This window comes from Roseovarius marisflavi, from assembly GCF_900142625.1.
GTDB lineage: Bacteria > Pseudomonadota > Alphaproteobacteria > Rhodobacterales > Rhodobacteraceae > Roseovarius > Roseovarius marisflavi.
The window spans coordinates 233,589-246,680 of record NZ_FRBN01000002.1; the positions used below are offsets into that span (position 1 = coordinate 233,589).

General features: G+C 60.1%; 14 protein-coding genes and 1 pseudogene. 8 read left to right on the forward strand and 7 right to left on the reverse strand.

Annotated features, from left to right (window positions below; genetic code table 11):
- Positions 1-52: 52 nt before the first annotated feature.
- Positions 53-481 carry an RrF2 family transcriptional regulator gene (locus BUB78_RS03480; protein WP_073195072.1) on the forward strand — a complete coding sequence of 143 codons (429 nt, stop codon included), beginning with the start codon at positions 53-55 and terminating at the stop codon, positions 479-481.
- 101 nt (positions 482-582) lie between these two features.
- On the opposite strand, the gene glyA is transcribed toward BUB78_RS03480, so the two are convergent.
- Entirely contained in the window at positions 583-1,890 is a 1,308-nt protein-coding gene (gene glyA / locus BUB78_RS03485) for a serine hydroxymethyltransferase (RefSeq protein ID WP_073195074.1), read from the reverse strand.
- Positions 1,891-2,064: 174 nt separating this feature from the next.
- On the opposite strand from glyA, the gene BUB78_RS03490 reads away from it, so the two are divergent.
- Positions 2,065-2,826, forward strand: coding sequence for an NAD kinase (locus BUB78_RS03490; RefSeq protein ID WP_073195076.1), 762 nt, complete (start codon positions 2,065-2,067; stop codon positions 2,824-2,826).
- Positions 2,827-2,965: 139 nt separating this feature from the next.
- Positions 2,966-3,505: a hypothetical protein gene (locus BUB78_RS03495; protein ID WP_139279241.1), complete on the forward strand. Its 540-nt coding sequence runs from the start codon at positions 2,966-2,968 to the stop codon at positions 3,503-3,505.
- A 68-nt stretch (positions 3,506-3,573) separates the two neighbouring features.
- On the opposite strand, the gene BUB78_RS03500 is transcribed toward BUB78_RS03495, so the two are convergent.
- The 3 genes from BUB78_RS03500 to prpE form a co-directional block, all read right to left on the reverse strand.
- The gene (locus tag BUB78_RS03500) at positions 3,574-4,122 is read right to left on the reverse strand and encodes a CIA30 family protein (protein WP_073195080.1); all 549 of its coding nucleotides are present in this window, start codon (positions 4,120-4,122) and stop codon (positions 3,574-3,576) included.
- Positions 4,119-4,796 carry a Crp/Fnr family transcriptional regulator gene (locus BUB78_RS03505; RefSeq protein ID WP_073195082.1) on the reverse strand — a complete coding sequence of 226 codons (678 nt, stop codon included), beginning with the start codon at positions 4,794-4,796 and terminating at the stop codon, positions 4,119-4,121. The genes BUB78_RS03500 and BUB78_RS03505 overlap by 4 nt, the downstream gene beginning before the upstream one ends.
- A 333-nt stretch (positions 4,797-5,129) precedes the next feature.
- Entirely contained in the window at positions 5,130-7,019 is a 1,890-nt protein-coding gene (prpE, locus tag BUB78_RS03510) for a propionate-CoA ligase PrpE (RefSeq protein ID WP_073195085.1), read from the reverse strand.
- A gap of 73 nt (positions 7,020-7,092) precedes the next feature.
- On the opposite strand from prpE, the gene BUB78_RS20870 reads away from it, so the two are divergent.
- The gene (locus BUB78_RS20870) at positions 7,093-7,269 is read left to right on the forward strand and encodes a hypothetical protein (RefSeq protein WP_220083978.1); all 177 of its coding nucleotides are present in this window, start codon (positions 7,093-7,095) and stop codon (positions 7,267-7,269) included.
- Between the two features lie 68 nt (positions 7,270-7,337).
- Here BUB78_RS20870 and BUB78_RS03515 read toward each other — a convergent pair whose 3' ends face one another.
- The 3 genes and pseudogenes from BUB78_RS03515 to BUB78_RS03525 all read right to left on the reverse strand — a co-directional run bounded on the left by BUB78_RS03515 (position 7,338) and on the right by BUB78_RS03525 (position 9,114).
- Positions 7,338-7,451, reverse strand: coding sequence for a DUF2474 family protein (locus BUB78_RS03515; protein WP_073195087.1), 114 nt, complete (start codon positions 7,449-7,451; stop codon positions 7,338-7,340).
- Positions 7,448-7,612 (reverse strand): annotated as a pseudogene (locus BUB78_RS20230) (cytochrome d ubiquinol oxidase subunit II); the annotation flags it as partial. The gene BUB78_RS03515 and the pseudogene BUB78_RS20230, both read right to left, overlap by 4 nt.
- Positions 7,613-7,713: 101 nt before the next feature.
- On the reverse strand, positions 7,714-9,114 hold the full coding sequence (locus BUB78_RS03525; protein ID WP_073195228.1) for a cytochrome ubiquinol oxidase subunit I: 1,401 nt from the start codon (positions 9,112-9,114) through the stop codon (positions 7,714-7,716).
- Positions 9,115-9,292: 178 nt separating this feature from the next.
- Here BUB78_RS03525 and BUB78_RS03530 point away from each other — a divergent pair, with 178 nt between their 5' ends.
- The 4 genes from BUB78_RS03530 to BUB78_RS03545 all read left to right on the forward strand — a co-directional run bounded on the left by BUB78_RS03530 (position 9,293) and on the right by BUB78_RS03545 (position 13,085).
- A complete protein-coding gene (locus tag BUB78_RS03530; RefSeq protein ID WP_073195091.1) occupies positions 9,293-9,757 on the forward strand; it encodes an Rrf2 family transcriptional regulator in 465 nt (154 codons plus the stop codon).
- Positions 9,754-10,428: a Crp/Fnr family transcriptional regulator gene (locus tag BUB78_RS03535; protein WP_073195093.1), complete on the forward strand. Its 675-nt coding sequence runs from the start codon at positions 9,754-9,756 to the stop codon at positions 10,426-10,428. Before BUB78_RS03530 ends, BUB78_RS03535 begins: the two co-directional genes overlap by 4 nt.
- Positions 10,429-10,514: 86 nt before the next feature.
- On the forward strand, positions 10,515-11,396 hold the full coding sequence (locus BUB78_RS03540; RefSeq protein ID WP_073195095.1) for an MBL fold metallo-hydrolase: 882 nt from the start codon (positions 10,515-10,517) through the stop codon (positions 11,394-11,396).
- 15 nt (positions 11,397-11,411) lie between these two features.
- Complete coding sequence (locus BUB78_RS03545) at positions 11,412-13,085, forward strand: bifunctional protein tyrosine phosphatase family protein/NAD(P)/FAD-dependent oxidoreductase (protein ID WP_073195096.1); 1,674 nt, start codon at positions 11,412-11,414, stop codon at positions 13,083-13,085.
- The last annotated feature ends 7 nt before the right edge of the window (positions 13,086-13,092 follow it).

Genomic DNA, 13,092 nt, shown 5'->3' on the forward strand with positions numbered 1-13,092 from the left:
GCGCATTATATACGGCTTTTAATTGCGTATTGTAAATGCTAAATAAGATGACATGCGATTGGACAAATTCACGGATTACGCCCTGCGGGTATTAATGACGCTGGCAGTACGTGCGCCTGCACGGGTGCCCACATCAGAGATCGCCACCCTTCACGGGTTGTCCGAACACCACCTGTCGAAGGTCGCGACCCAGCTTGCCAACGAGGGTTTTGCCGCCTCGGAAAGAGGCCGCAAAGGCGGGCTTACTCTGGCGCGTCCGGCGGATCAGATCCGCATCGGCGATGTCGTGCGCGCCATAAAGCGCAATGATCCGGTGGTGGAATGTTTCGGGACAGACAAATCCTGTCTAATTCTGCCCGCCTGTGGGCTGCGCGAGCCTTTGGCACAGGCCCAGGAAGCGTTCTTTGCAACGCTTGACCGCTATACGCTAGCCGATGTGACACGTTCGCGACGCGCCCTTGCCGCCCTGCTTGATACGTGACCGGCATCTGCCGCTGAACACTCGGGGCAAACCAAGGCAAGCGCATAAAAAACCCCACGCGGCAGGGGCCACGCGGGGTTTTGGTTTTTAAACGAGTGAAATCAGAGGTTCGGGTACAGCGGGAAGCGGGCACAGAGGGCCGCGACTTCGCCTTTTACCTTGGCCTCGACCGCGCCGTTGCCCTCTTCGCCATTGGCGGCAAGGCCATCGACCACCTCGATGATCCAATCGGCGATCTGGCGGAACTCGGCCTCGCCAAAACCGCGGGTTGTGCCCGCGGGCGAGCCAAGACGGATACCGCTGGTCACGGTCGGCTTTTCGGGATCAAACGGCACGCCGTTCTTGTTGCAGGTGATATGCGCGCGGCCCAGGGCCTTGTCCACGATATTGCCGGTGACGCCTTTGGGGCGCAGATCCACCAAGACAACATGGGTGTCGGTGCCGTGGGTGACCGTATCAAGCCCGCCTTTGATCAGCTGGTCGGAAAGCGCCTGCGCGTTCGTGATCACCTGCTGGATGTAGGACTTGAATTCGGGGCGCAGCGCCTCGCCAAAGGCAACTGCCTTGGCCGCGATCACATGCATAAGCGGGCCGCCCTGAATGCCGGGGAAGATGGCCGAGTTGAACTTCTTGGCCAGCGCCTCGTCGTTGGTCACGATCATGCCACCGCGCGGACCGCGCAGGGTTTTATGCGTGGTGGTGGTCGCCACATGCGCATGCGGGAAGGGGCTGGGGTGTTCGCCCGCCGCAACCAGACCGGCGAAATGCGCCATGTCCACGTGCAGATAGGCACCGACGCTATCGGCGATTTCGCGCATCTTGGCAAAGTCGATCCGGCGCGGAATGGCAGAGCCGCCGGCGATGATCATCTTGGGTTTGTGCTCGGTGGCAAGCGCCTGAACCTGATCGTAATCAATCAGGTTATCCTCGCGGCGCACACCGTATTGGATGGCGTTGAACCATTTGCCCGACTGGTTAGGCGCCGCGCCATGGGTCAGGTGACCGCCGGCATCAAGGCTCATGCCGAGGATGGTATCGCCGGGCGTCAACAACGCCTGAAACACGCCCTGGTTGGCCTGCGATCCCGAGTTGGGCTGAACGTTGGCGAAGTTACACCCAAACAGCTTGCAGGCCCGCTCGATCGCCAGATTCTCGGCGATATCGACATATTGGCAACCGCCGTAATAGCGACGGCCCGGATAGCCTTCGGCGTATTTGTTGGTCATCACGCTGCCCTGCGCTTCCATCACCGCGGCAGAGACGATGTTTTCAGAGGCAATCAGCTCGATCTCGTCGCGCTGACGGCCAAGCTCGGATGTGATCGCGCCAAAAAGCTCTGGGTCGCGGGATGACAGGGATTCGGTGAAAAAGCCTTGATCTGTAACAGGCTGGTTTCCGTCATGGGACATTTTGACAACTCCGGCAGGGGTGAATTTGCTCGATTTCCTATAGGAAACCCAGGTGCTTTGAAAGAATGTAAAGCGACAAATCCAGACGACAGACCGGCATGGCTGGTCTATGGGGGGAATTTATGGTTCGATCCGCGCCATGACATCGCCCTTTGGAAACAGGACCGCCACTGTATGACCCGCAAAATCGCCTTTGTCGCCAGCGATGCACCCACCGCACAGACCGCGCTTGCGGCGCTGACCCAGCGTTTCGGTCAGACCCCCGAAGCCGAGGCTGACGTGATCGTGGCGCTTGGCGGCGATGGCTTCATGCTGCACACGCTGCACCGCACCCAGAATCTGGACATTCCGGTTTACGGGATGAACCGTGGCACGGTCGGCTTTCTGATGAACGAATATAGCGAGGATGATCTGCCAGAGCGCCTTGAGGCCGCTGTCGAAGAGGTGATCAATCCGCTGTCGATGCGCGCGGAATCCCGCGATGGCAAGATCCACACCGCGCTTGCGATCAACGAGGTCTCACTGTTGCGTGCCGGGCCACAGGCCGCCAAACTCCGCATAAGCATCGACGGGCGCCTGCGGATGCCGGAACTTGTCTGCGACGGCGCGCTTGTCGCCACCCCTGCCGGATCGACCGCCTATAACAATAGCGCGCATGGCCCGATTTTGCCGATTGGCTCGGATGTTCTTGCACTCACGGCGGTGGCGGCGTTTCGCCCGCGCCGCTGGCGCGGAGCGCTGCTGCCCAAGGCCGCCCTGGTGCGCTTTGACGTTATCGAACCCGACAAACGCCCGGTCATGGCCGACGCCGATAGCCGCTGGGTGGAAGACGTACTCTGGGTTGAAATTCAATCCGACGAAAGCATCTCGCACCGCATCCTGTTCGATGCCGGCCACGGCCTTGAAGAACGCCTGTTGCGCGAACAGTTCACCTAGGGGCGCAGGCCAATTGGCACGTTGCCATTTTTGCAGAGTATCGGAGCGTTTTAAGATGTCAGCCGCAGGTGAAATGAAACGCGACAAAATCTTCACCCCCGAGATGGCAACGATGAAGGCCGCCTCGGTTGGGCCGATCATGATCCTGACGGTTTCCATCTTCCTTGCGGCTCTCGGATTAGCGACCCATTTCTTTCCGAGTCACGATTATGCCACCAAGTCGGCCGACCTTATTCCACTGGCGATCCTGATGCTTCTGGTTGGTGCCATGGCGATCGTCCCGCTGCGCCAGCTTCGCTACCGTCGGGCTTTGCTGAAGGATGGCGCTGATGGTCACTATCGGATTACCATTGATCCGCAAGCGATCACCGTCGAGACGCGCACAGACAGGAAAACATATGGGTTCCGCGACTTTTCAATGGTCTGCAGCGATGGTGATTTTCTTGGCAACACGCGCGATTTTGGCGGGCTCGTTCTTTCCCGCACCACGCATGACAAGCCATTCTGGAAACAACGTGCCAGCATTGTGAATGCTATCCGCTCAGGCCGGGTTGCGCCAGTGAACCATGACGGGCTTATCACGATCCCCCTGACGTATTTCGGGCGCACAGGTTTTCTCGACATCATCGCAACGGCGCGCGAATACCATCAGAATGCGCCGCGCCGTCAAGGCGGCTAGTTATTCGGCAAGAAAGATGCCGGGGCAGTGCGATCTGCACTGTGATCCCACATCGCCCGCGCAAAGCCTCAAAAAACCCCGATCCAGCGAAACGACAGATCCGCGACATGATCGCGCCCATAGGCCACCGCGCCAAGGCTGGTGACCCGCTCGGGGCGCAGTTCATTGCGCAGCATCCGCCCCGAGGGCCTGAACGCTTTAAACGGCAGGCGAATTTCCTGCCAGTCGGACCCGCTCGGAATCGCGGCCTGATAATATTGCCAGGGCAGCACCGTGCCATTGGTGCGCAGATGCACGAAATAGCCCTCGCCATTGCCGCGCGTGGCGATGATCACACCCTTGGCACCGCGTGGCAGGGGCCGCTCAAGTGTCACGCGCACCTGAATGAACCCGCCCCGGTTCTTGGTGCTCACATCCCCCGTCAGGCGCAGGTACTGCGCGCCGGGCGGCCCGCCGATGCTGGCCCGGCCCTCGGACACGCCGCCCATCACCTGATCGCTCAGATAGGTCCAACTGCGGGCATCGGGCGGTGTATAGTCAAGCATGCCACGATCCTGCGCCCCAAGACCAAGGGGCGCAAGCGCCAAGGCGCAGGCAAGGAAAACCGCGCGCCTCATTCCGCAGACCCGGCAACGCCCAAAAGCGCCGCCAGATCGCAAATCACAAGCCCCCTTCCCTGACGCATGACAATACCGGCCTGCTCCCACTCGCGGATCTGACGATTGACGCTTTCACGCGTCAGCCCCACCAGATCGCCAAGGTCGGATTGCGAAAACCGCTCTGACAGTTGGCGGCGGCCATCGGGCAACGGTTCGCCCCACTTCTCCGCCAGATGCAGCAAGAGCCGCGCCAATCGCGCCTGCCCGTCGGCCAGCACGTGCGCGGTATACATCGCCGAGGTCTCGCGCAGGCGACGGCACAGCGTCTCGATCACTCCAAGGGCGGCCTCCGGGTTGTCCTTGAGCAGCCCGGCAATCTGTGCCCGGGTCAACACCAGCCCGTGCACCCGCGTCGCCGCAACCACGTCGGCGCTGCGCGGCATGCCATCAAACGCGGCCAGTTCGCCCACCATGTCGCCCGCGCCAAGATGGGTCAGGATCGAGCGGCGGCCATCGCTTGAGGTGCGGCTTATCTCGACCCGTCCCTTGGTGATCAGCATCATGGTGCTGTCCTCGTCGCCAGTGCCATAGATGGTTTGGCCCGAGGCGAATTCGACGGCGCGGCCATGACGTTCAAGCAGGGTCCGAAACCCTGTATCTTCGGTCAGGTCAGTCGTCAGCGATAAAGGCATACTTAAAAAATCCCGTTTTTCTCACGACTTTGTGAGGTGTATCACAGCGCAGCGCGCCCGAACCCGCAATAGTTGTTTTGCGTCTTATGTATCTGGGTGTCCCAAGCCCTTTTTATCATCCCATACTTTGCCCAAGGATATTGGGACGCACCGGTGAAAAGAGGCTCTAATCGCTCTTCCCGACGGGGGCTTCGAATCGGTAAAGCTGTCTGGCCCGGCGTTTGTGAGTACGCCGCGCCAGGCAGCCAACACTCTCAGAAGGTATTCAAGCACCAAACAAGGCCTCGGATGGTGACATCCGGGGCCTGTATTTTTATGGCTCAGGGCAAGGCCCTACTTGGCCAGACCTATGCTTTGCAGCGCGACCTTGATTTCGTCAAGAATGGCCGGGTCATCAATCGTCGCGGGCATTTTATATTCGGCTCCATCGGCGATCTTGACCATGATCCCGCGCAGGATCTTGCCAGAGCGTGTCTTCGGCAAACGGTCCACCACAACGGCAAGCTTGAACGCCGCCACCGGCCCGATCTGATCGCGCACGCGCTTGACGATTTCCTTGACCACCTCAGCCTCGGGGCGATCAACGCCCTTGTTGAGACAGACAAACCCGACCGGGGCCTGGCCCTTGAGGGCGTCGCTTACGCCGATCACGGCGCATTCGGCCACATCGGGGTGAGAGGCGAGCACCTCCTCCATGCCGCCGGTGGACAGGCGGTGACCGGCCACGTTGATCACGTCATCGGTGCGCGCCATGATCCAGACATAGCCGTCAGCGTCGATCATGCCGGCATCGCCGGTCTCGTAATAGCCGGGGAAAGTATTGAGATAGGATTTGCGGAACCGGTCCTCGGCGTTCCACAAGGTGGGCAATGTGCCCGGCGGCAGCGGAAGCCTGACCGCGATGGCGCCCAGTTCGCCCGCAGGCAGTTCGTGCCCGGCCTCATCGAGAATGTGGATGTCATAGCCCGGCATCGGCACGGTCGGCGAGCCGATCTTGACCGGCAAGGCTTCGATCCCGGCCGGGTTGCCCGCAATGGTATAGCCGGTTTCGGTTTGCCACCAGTGGTCATAGACCGGTTTACCGGTCAGCGCTTGCGTCCATTCGATGGTATCGGGGTCGGCCCGTTCCCCGGCAAGATAGATGGCATTGAGACCGCTGAGGTCGTATTTCTTGAGATACTCGCCCTTTGGATCCTCGCGCTTGACGGCGCGAAAGGCGGTGGGGGCGGTGAAGAAGGTCTTGACCTTATGTTCTTCGATCACCCGCCAGAAAGTGCCCGCATCCGGCGTGCCGATCGGCTTGCCCTCAAACACGATGGTGGTGTTGCCGTGGATAAGCGGGCCATAGCAGATATAGGAATGCCCCACGACCCAGCCCACATCAGAGGCCGCCCAGAACACATCGCCGGGATCGACATTATAGATGTTTTTCATGGTCCAGTTCAGCGCGACCAGATGACCGGCCGTCGGGCGGACAACGCCCTTGGGCGCGCCGGTGGTGCCGGAGGTATAGAGGATATAGGCCGGGTGGTCGCCCGTCACCGGCACACATTCGGCAGGCTCGACACCCGCCTGAAATCCGTGCCAGTCAAAATCGCGATCCGGGATAAGCGCCGCGACTTCCTGTTCGCGCTGCAGGATCACGGTGAAATCGGGTTTGTGCGCTGCCTGTTCAATGGCGCCGTCCAGAAGCGGCTTGTAATGCACCACGCGCCCCGGCTCCAGCCCGCAAGAGGCCGCGATGATTGCCTTGGGCGTCGCATCGTCAATCCGCACCGCAAGCTCGTGCGCGGCGAACCCGCCGAACACGACCGAGTGGATCGCACCAAGGCGCGAACAGGCCAGCATCGCCTCAAGCGCCTCGGGCACCATCGGCATATAGATGATGACCCGGTCCCCCTTTTCCACACCCTTGGCGCGCAGCGCGCCGGCAAGGCTCGCGACGCGGGTCTGAAGCTCGGCGTAGCTGATCCTGTGCTTGGTGTCGGTGATCGGGCTGTCATAGATGATCGCGGTGCGCGCGCCATTGCCGGCCTCGACGTGGCGGTCGACCGCGTTGTAGCAGGTGTTGACCTGCGCATCCTTGAACCATTCGTACAAAGGCGCGTTGTCGTCGAAAAGCGCTTTGCTGGGCTTTTCGACCCAGTCAATCGCCTCGGCCGCCTGCATCCAGAAGCCTTCAGGGTCTTGCTTCCAGCCGTCGTAAAGCTCTTTGTATCCCATGGTATCCTCCTCCGATCCGTTAAATATGTGTTAGGGACCGTCCGACCCTGCGGCAAGCATCTTGCACCATAGCGTGGCAGTTTATCGCATAGAATTTGCAGAAATGGGTGAATTTAGCCTGCAAATTTTTGCAAAGTATTCGCTTTTATATCAAAAAGTGGCCTTTTGGATCAAGATTGCAAAACTGCTAATAAATTGCGTGCAAACCCGGTCATTTCCATCAGCCACTGAAAAACTGGCCGGTGGCTGAGATTTTCAACCCTTTGCGGTCACGCGTCCAGAGCCGTCATGCACCATCACGAAAAGCGCGCCGCTCAGTCAGGACGGGATCGCCAGTCTGACCAGCACGGCAATCACGCCAAGCGCCGCCACACTGGCCAGCCAGAGACCCGCGAACCAAAGCAGGCGTTTTGCGCGCTCGCGCCCCCTCAATGATAGCCCTCCTCGGGATCGACCTTGCCGCGAAACACCCAATAGGCATAGGCGGTATAGCCAAGGATCAGCGGCACCAGAACCACCGTGCCGACAAGCGCGAACTTGAGGCTCGCATCGGGCGCGGCCGCCTCGGCAATGGTCAGGCCGGGCGGCACGATACCCACCCCGAGGTCAAAGCCGTCAAGGATCACATAGGTCAGCACCGCAAAGGCGATGATCCCGGCCCAGATAAAAGAGAGTTCAAACATCGGAGTGATCCTTATTCGCCGGGAATGGCATCAGGGCTGATCTTGCCGCCACGCGCGGTGCGGGTCGGCGCATCCTCAAGGCCAAGGTGTTTGGTCGCCGGGGCCATATTCATCATCCGCAACAGGTAAAACGTGCCTGCCCCGAAGATGAAGAAATAGACAGCGATAAAGGCCAGCAACGAGGCCGCAACCGCAGGCGCCGCCACCGGCGCAAGACTGTCGGCGGTGCGAAACAGGCCATAGACGGTAAAGGGCTGGCGGCCCACCTCGGTGGTGATCCACCCGGCCAGCACAGCGACAAACCCCATCGGCCCCATGACAATCGCCGCCCGGTGAAGCAACCTATCCTCAAACAGCTTGCCGCGCAGACGCCGCCACAGCGCCCAGGCCCCAAGACCCAGCATGGCAAAGCCAAGCGCGATCATGATGCGAAAGCTGAAGAAAATAATAGCGACCGGCGGCTCGTCCGCGTCCGGGATCGTATCAAGACCGGCCAGCGGCGCATTGAGGTCATGCTTGAGGATCAGACTCGAGACCTTGGGGATTTGCACCGCATAATCAATCCACTTTTCGGCCGGATTGGGAATGCTGAGCAGGATCAGCGGCGCGCCGTCCGGGTGGCTGTCGTAATGGCCCTCCATCGCCATCACCTTGGCGGGTTGGTGTTCAAGCGTGCTGAGGCCATGAAAATCGCCCGCAACAATTTGCAGGGGAGCAACGCAAATCAGCATCCACATCGCCATCGAAAACATCCGCCGGGCCGCCGCATCGGCCTTGTCGCGCAGCAAATGCAGGCCACCGACGCCGCCAACCACAAGCGCGGTGGTGAGGTAGGCGGCAAGCACCATATGCACAAGGCGATACGGGAAGGACGGTTTAAAGACGATGCTCCACCAATCCTCGGGCACGAATTGGCCGATCTCGCTGATCCCATAGCCCACGGGCGTCTGCATCCAGGAATTGACCGATAAAATCCAGGTGGCCGACATCAGCGTGCCAAAGGCAACCATCGCGGTGGCGAACATGTGCAAGCCATCGCCCACCCGTTCGCGCCCGAACAGCATGACGCCCAGAAAACCGGCCTCAGGAAAGAAGGCCGAGAGCACCTCATAGGCCATCAACCGGCCAAGGATCGGGCCGGTCTTGTCGGCGAAAACCGACCAGTTGGTGCCGAACTGATAGGACATCACGATGCCCGACACGACGCCCATGCCAAAGGCCACCGCAAAGATCTTTTTCCAGTAATTGAACAGCACCAAATAGGTCTGATCGCGGCTGGAAAGCCAGAGACCGTTCAGAACCGCCAGATAGCTGGCAAGCCCGATGGAAAAGGCCGGAAAGATGATGTGAAACGACACGGTGAATGCAAATTGCATGCGGGCCAGTGTCTCGGCGGTCAGACTTTCTAGCATGACAGGACCTTTTTCTTGAAGGCGCGCGACGGCGTCAGAAAAGCCGGGGCCGATGGTGCGGGGCACACGGCTCGCAGATTTATCACCTATTCAGAATGGATGTTTCCTAAGGAGATACACCCCCATTTACAAAAGCAATACTTTGAATATAACTTTGATTGAGGCATCGGGACGCAGCATGAAACTGACCAGCTATACAAACTACGCGCTGCGCTCTTTGCAGCTTGCCGCACTCAAGGCGCCCGATCTTGTGCGGGTGGATGACGTGGCGCATATCCACGGGTTATCGCGGCCCCATATCGTCAAGGTCGTGCATGAACTTGGCAAGGCGGGGTTTCTGGAAACCGTGCGCGGGCGGGGTGGCGGCTTTCGCCTTGGGCGGGCGCCCGACAAGATCGTTGTCGGGGATGTGGTGCGCCTGACCGAAGGGCCGCTTGACGTGGTCGAATGCTTCAATCCCGACAAGAACACCTGTCCGCTGATCGGGATTTGCACGCTGTCGCGCAAGATTCAGGAGGCCACGCGCGCCTTCATGACGGTGCTGGATGGCCTGACCATTGCCGATATTTCGGCCAATCGCGGCCAGTTGCTTGACCGGATCGCGCCGTTTGAAATGCCCGGGGGCCCGGAGGCCCTGACATGACCGCCCTTGCCGAACACTGGGTTGATCGCTTTCCCGGTCTTGCCCGTCTTGACCCCGAGACCAAACAGCTTTTGCTGTCGCGCAGCGCGATTGTGACCGTGCCCAAGGACACGACGATCTTTGGCCCCGGCAAATCGCCCGAGAATATGCTTTTCCTGCTCGATGGCACGGTGCGGGTGCAACAGACATCCGAGACCGGGCATGAAATCGTGCTCTATCGTATCCACGCCGGGCAAAGCTGTGTTCTGACCACCGCATGTCTTCTGGCCTATGAGGATTACACCGCCGAAGGCATTTCAGAGACCGCCGTCGAGGCCGCCGCAATCCCGCGCGCGGTGTTTGACGAGCTTGTCGCGCGATCCAAATCGTTTCGCGATTTCGTCTTCGCCGCCTTTTCCAAGCGCATCACCGATCTGTTTCTGATGATCGACGAGGTGGCCTTTCAGCGCCTTGATGTGCGTCTTGCCGACAAGCTTGTTGAATTAGCGGGCGGCAAGGATGTGATCGCCACCACTCATCAAAAGCTGTCGGTCGAGCTTGGCACCGCGCGCGAGGTGATCTCGCGCCAGCTTCAGGAATTTCAACGCCGCGGCTGGATCGAGCAATCGCGCGGCGCGGTGAGCCTTGTGAACCGCAAAGCCCTTGAAGATCTGGCCGGGCATAATTCTTAACCGCAGATGGCGCGCTAAGTGACATTGTCACCGACGTCACCACCCAAAACCACTACTTCAAATAGAACTTTGAAGAGGAGCAACGCATGACCTACCCCGTCGATATGAACATCAAACCCGACGTCTCCGCGCATTTCGATGAGGACACCAACACGATAAGCTATATCGTCAAGGATCCCGCAAGCGATCATTGCGCCATTGTCGATAGCGTCATGGATATCGACTATGCCGCCGGTCGGATCACCTATGATCACGCCGACGCCCTGATCGCGGAAATTCAGAACCGTGGCCTGACCCTTGACTGGATCATCGAGACCCATGTGCATGCCGACCACCTGTCGGCGGCGCCCTATATTCAGGCCAAGCTCGGCGGCAAGATCGGTGTCGGCGAAAAGATCATGGTGGTGCAGGACACCTTTGGAAAAGTCTTTAACGAGGGCACCGAGTTTCAGCGCGACGGCTCGCAATTCGACGCACTGTTCAAGGATGGCGACACCTATATGATCGGCACCATGCCCGCCTTTGCCATGTATACGCCCGGCCATACCCCGGCCTGCATGGTGCATGTGATGGGCGATGCGGCCTTTGTGGGCGATACGCTGTTCATGCCCGATGGCGGATCGGCGCGGGCGGATTTCCCGGGGGGCGATGCCGCCGTCCTTTATGACAGTATCCAAAAGGTTCTGGCCTTGCCCGACGACATGCGCCTGTTCATGTGCCACGACTATGGCCCCAATGGCCGCGACATTCAGTGGGAAACCACCGTGGCCGAGGAAAAGGCCCACAACATCCACGTCGGCGGCGATAAAACCCGCGAGGATTTCATCAAGTTCCGAACCGAGCGTGACGCAACTCTGGCGATGCCGCGGCTGATCATTCCGTCGTTGCAGGTCAACATGCGGGCCGGCGAGGTGCCGACCGACAAGGACGGCAATCCGATGCTCAAAGTACCGATCAACGCGCTGTAATCAGGGGGGAATATCTTGGACATCAAAAAAATCACGCCGGGCCTCTCGGTCGCTGCGCAAATCAGTGCCGACGACATGTCGGCGATCAAGGCGGCGGGCTTTCGCTCGGTGATCTGTAACCGCCCCGATGGCGAGGGCGCCGATCAGCCAACCTTTGACGAGCTTGCCAAGGCCGCCAAAAAGCTTGGGCTTGAGGCGGCTTATCTGCCGATCGTGTCGGGCAAGGTCAGCGACGAGGATGCCGAGGCCTTTGGCGCGGCACTGACCGCTTTGCCGGGGCCGACGCTGGCCTTTTGCCGCACCGGAACGCGCTCGGCCACGCTCTGGTCGCTGTCGCAGGCCAAGACGCTTGACCTGTCTGACATTCTCGCCGCGACCAAGGCGGCGGGGTATGACATGGCGGGCGTGGTGCGCCGGATCGCCAATGGCGGCAAGACGCCGACCGATACGGGCGATGCCAGCTTTGAGGTGGTGATCGTCGGGGCCGGTGCCGGTGGCCTTGCCGCCGCCGCAAGTCTGAAGGCCCGCAAACCGGGGCTTGAGATCGCGATCATCGACCCCGCCGATATCCATTATTACCAACCCGGCTGGACCATGGTCGGCGGCGGTATCTTCGAGGCATCAGACACCGCACGCACCATGGGATCGCTTATTCCGAGCGGCGTGCATTGGATCAAATCCGCCGTCGCCGCATTCGAGCCGGACAATAACGCGATCATCCTCGATGGCTGTCGGGTGGTGAAATACAAGCGCCTTATCGTCTGTCCGGGGATCAAGCTTGACTGGCACAAGATCGACGGCCTTGTCGACACTTTGGGCCAGAACGGCGTGACTTCAAATTACCGCTATGATCTGGCGCCTTATACCTGGGAGCTGGTGCAGGGCCTGAAAGAGGGCCGCGCGATCTTTACCCAGCCCCCGATGCCGATCAAATGCGCCGGCGCGCCGCAAAAGGCGATGTATCTGTCGGGCGATGCCTGGTTCTGGCGTGGCGTTCTCAAGGATATCGACATTCAGTTCAACAATGCCGGTGGCGTTCTCTTCGGGGTCAAGGATTACGTTCCGGCGCTGATGGACTACGTCAAGAAATACGACGCCACGCTGAATTTCTTTCATAATCTGGTCGCGGTTGACGGCCCCGCCAAAAAGGCCTGGTTCGATGTCGCCAAGCCCGACACCCCGGTCGAGCGGGTCGAGATGGAGTTTGACATGATGCATGTCTGCCCGCCCCAGACCGCGCCCGATTTCATCCGCGTTTCGCCGCTGGCGGATGCGGCGGGGTGGGTCGATGTGGATCAGGCAACGCTGCGCCACAAAACCTATGACAACATCTGGTCACTGGGCGATGTGATGAACGCCCCCAACGCCAAGACCGCCGCCGCCGCGCGGATTCAGGCCCCTATCGTGGCCGAGAACATCGTGGCGGACATGCGCGGCGGCTCGCCCGTGGCGCAATATAACGGCTATGGCTCTTGCCCGCTGACGGTCGAGCGCGGCAAGATCGTACTGGCGGAATTCGGCTATGGCGGCACGCTTCTCCCGAGTTTCCCAAAGGCCTTTATCGACGGCACCAAGCCGTCACGTGCGGCATGGTTCCTGAAGGAAAAGATGCTGCCGCCGATCTATTGGAAGGCCATGCTCAAGGGCCGCGAATGGATGGCCAAGCCCGAAAAAGTCACTGTAAAGTAACCCGCTG

Excerpts from the sequence above, each read along its gene's own strand:
- BUB78_RS03480 (WP_073195072.1), top strand. The coding sequence starts at position 53 with ATGCGATTGGACAAATTCACGGATTACGCCCTGCGGGTATTAATGACG.
- glyA (WP_073195074.1), bottom strand. The coding sequence starts at position 1,890 with ATGTCCCATGACGGAAACCAGCCTGTTACAGATCAAGGCTTTTTCACC.
- BUB78_RS03490 (WP_073195076.1), top strand. The coding sequence starts at position 2,065 with ATGACCCGCAAAATCGCCTTTGTCGCCAGCGATGCACCCACCGCACAG.
- BUB78_RS03495 (WP_139279241.1), top strand. The coding sequence starts at position 2,966 with ATGATCCTGACGGTTTCCATCTTCCTTGCGGCTCTCGGATTAGCGACC.
- BUB78_RS03500 (WP_073195080.1), bottom strand. The coding sequence starts at position 4,122 with ATGAGGCGCGCGGTTTTCCTTGCCTGCGCCTTGGCGCTTGCGCCCCTT.
- BUB78_RS03505 (WP_073195082.1), bottom strand. The coding sequence starts at position 4,796 with ATGCCTTTATCGCTGACGACTGACCTGACCGAAGATACAGGGTTTCGG.
- prpE (WP_073195085.1), bottom strand. The coding sequence starts at position 7,019 with ATGGGATACAAAGAGCTTTACGACGGCTGGAAGCAAGACCCTGAAGGC.
- BUB78_RS03525 (WP_073195228.1), bottom strand. The coding sequence starts at position 9,114 with ATGCTAGAAAGTCTGACCGCCGAGACACTGGCCCGCATGCAATTTGCA.
- BUB78_RS03530 (WP_073195091.1), top strand. The coding sequence starts at position 9,293 with ATGAAACTGACCAGCTATACAAACTACGCGCTGCGCTCTTTGCAGCTT.
- BUB78_RS03535 (WP_073195093.1), top strand. The coding sequence starts at position 9,754 with ATGACCGCCCTTGCCGAACACTGGGTTGATCGCTTTCCCGGTCTTGCC.
- BUB78_RS03540 (WP_073195095.1), top strand. The coding sequence starts at position 10,515 with ATGACCTACCCCGTCGATATGAACATCAAACCCGACGTCTCCGCGCAT.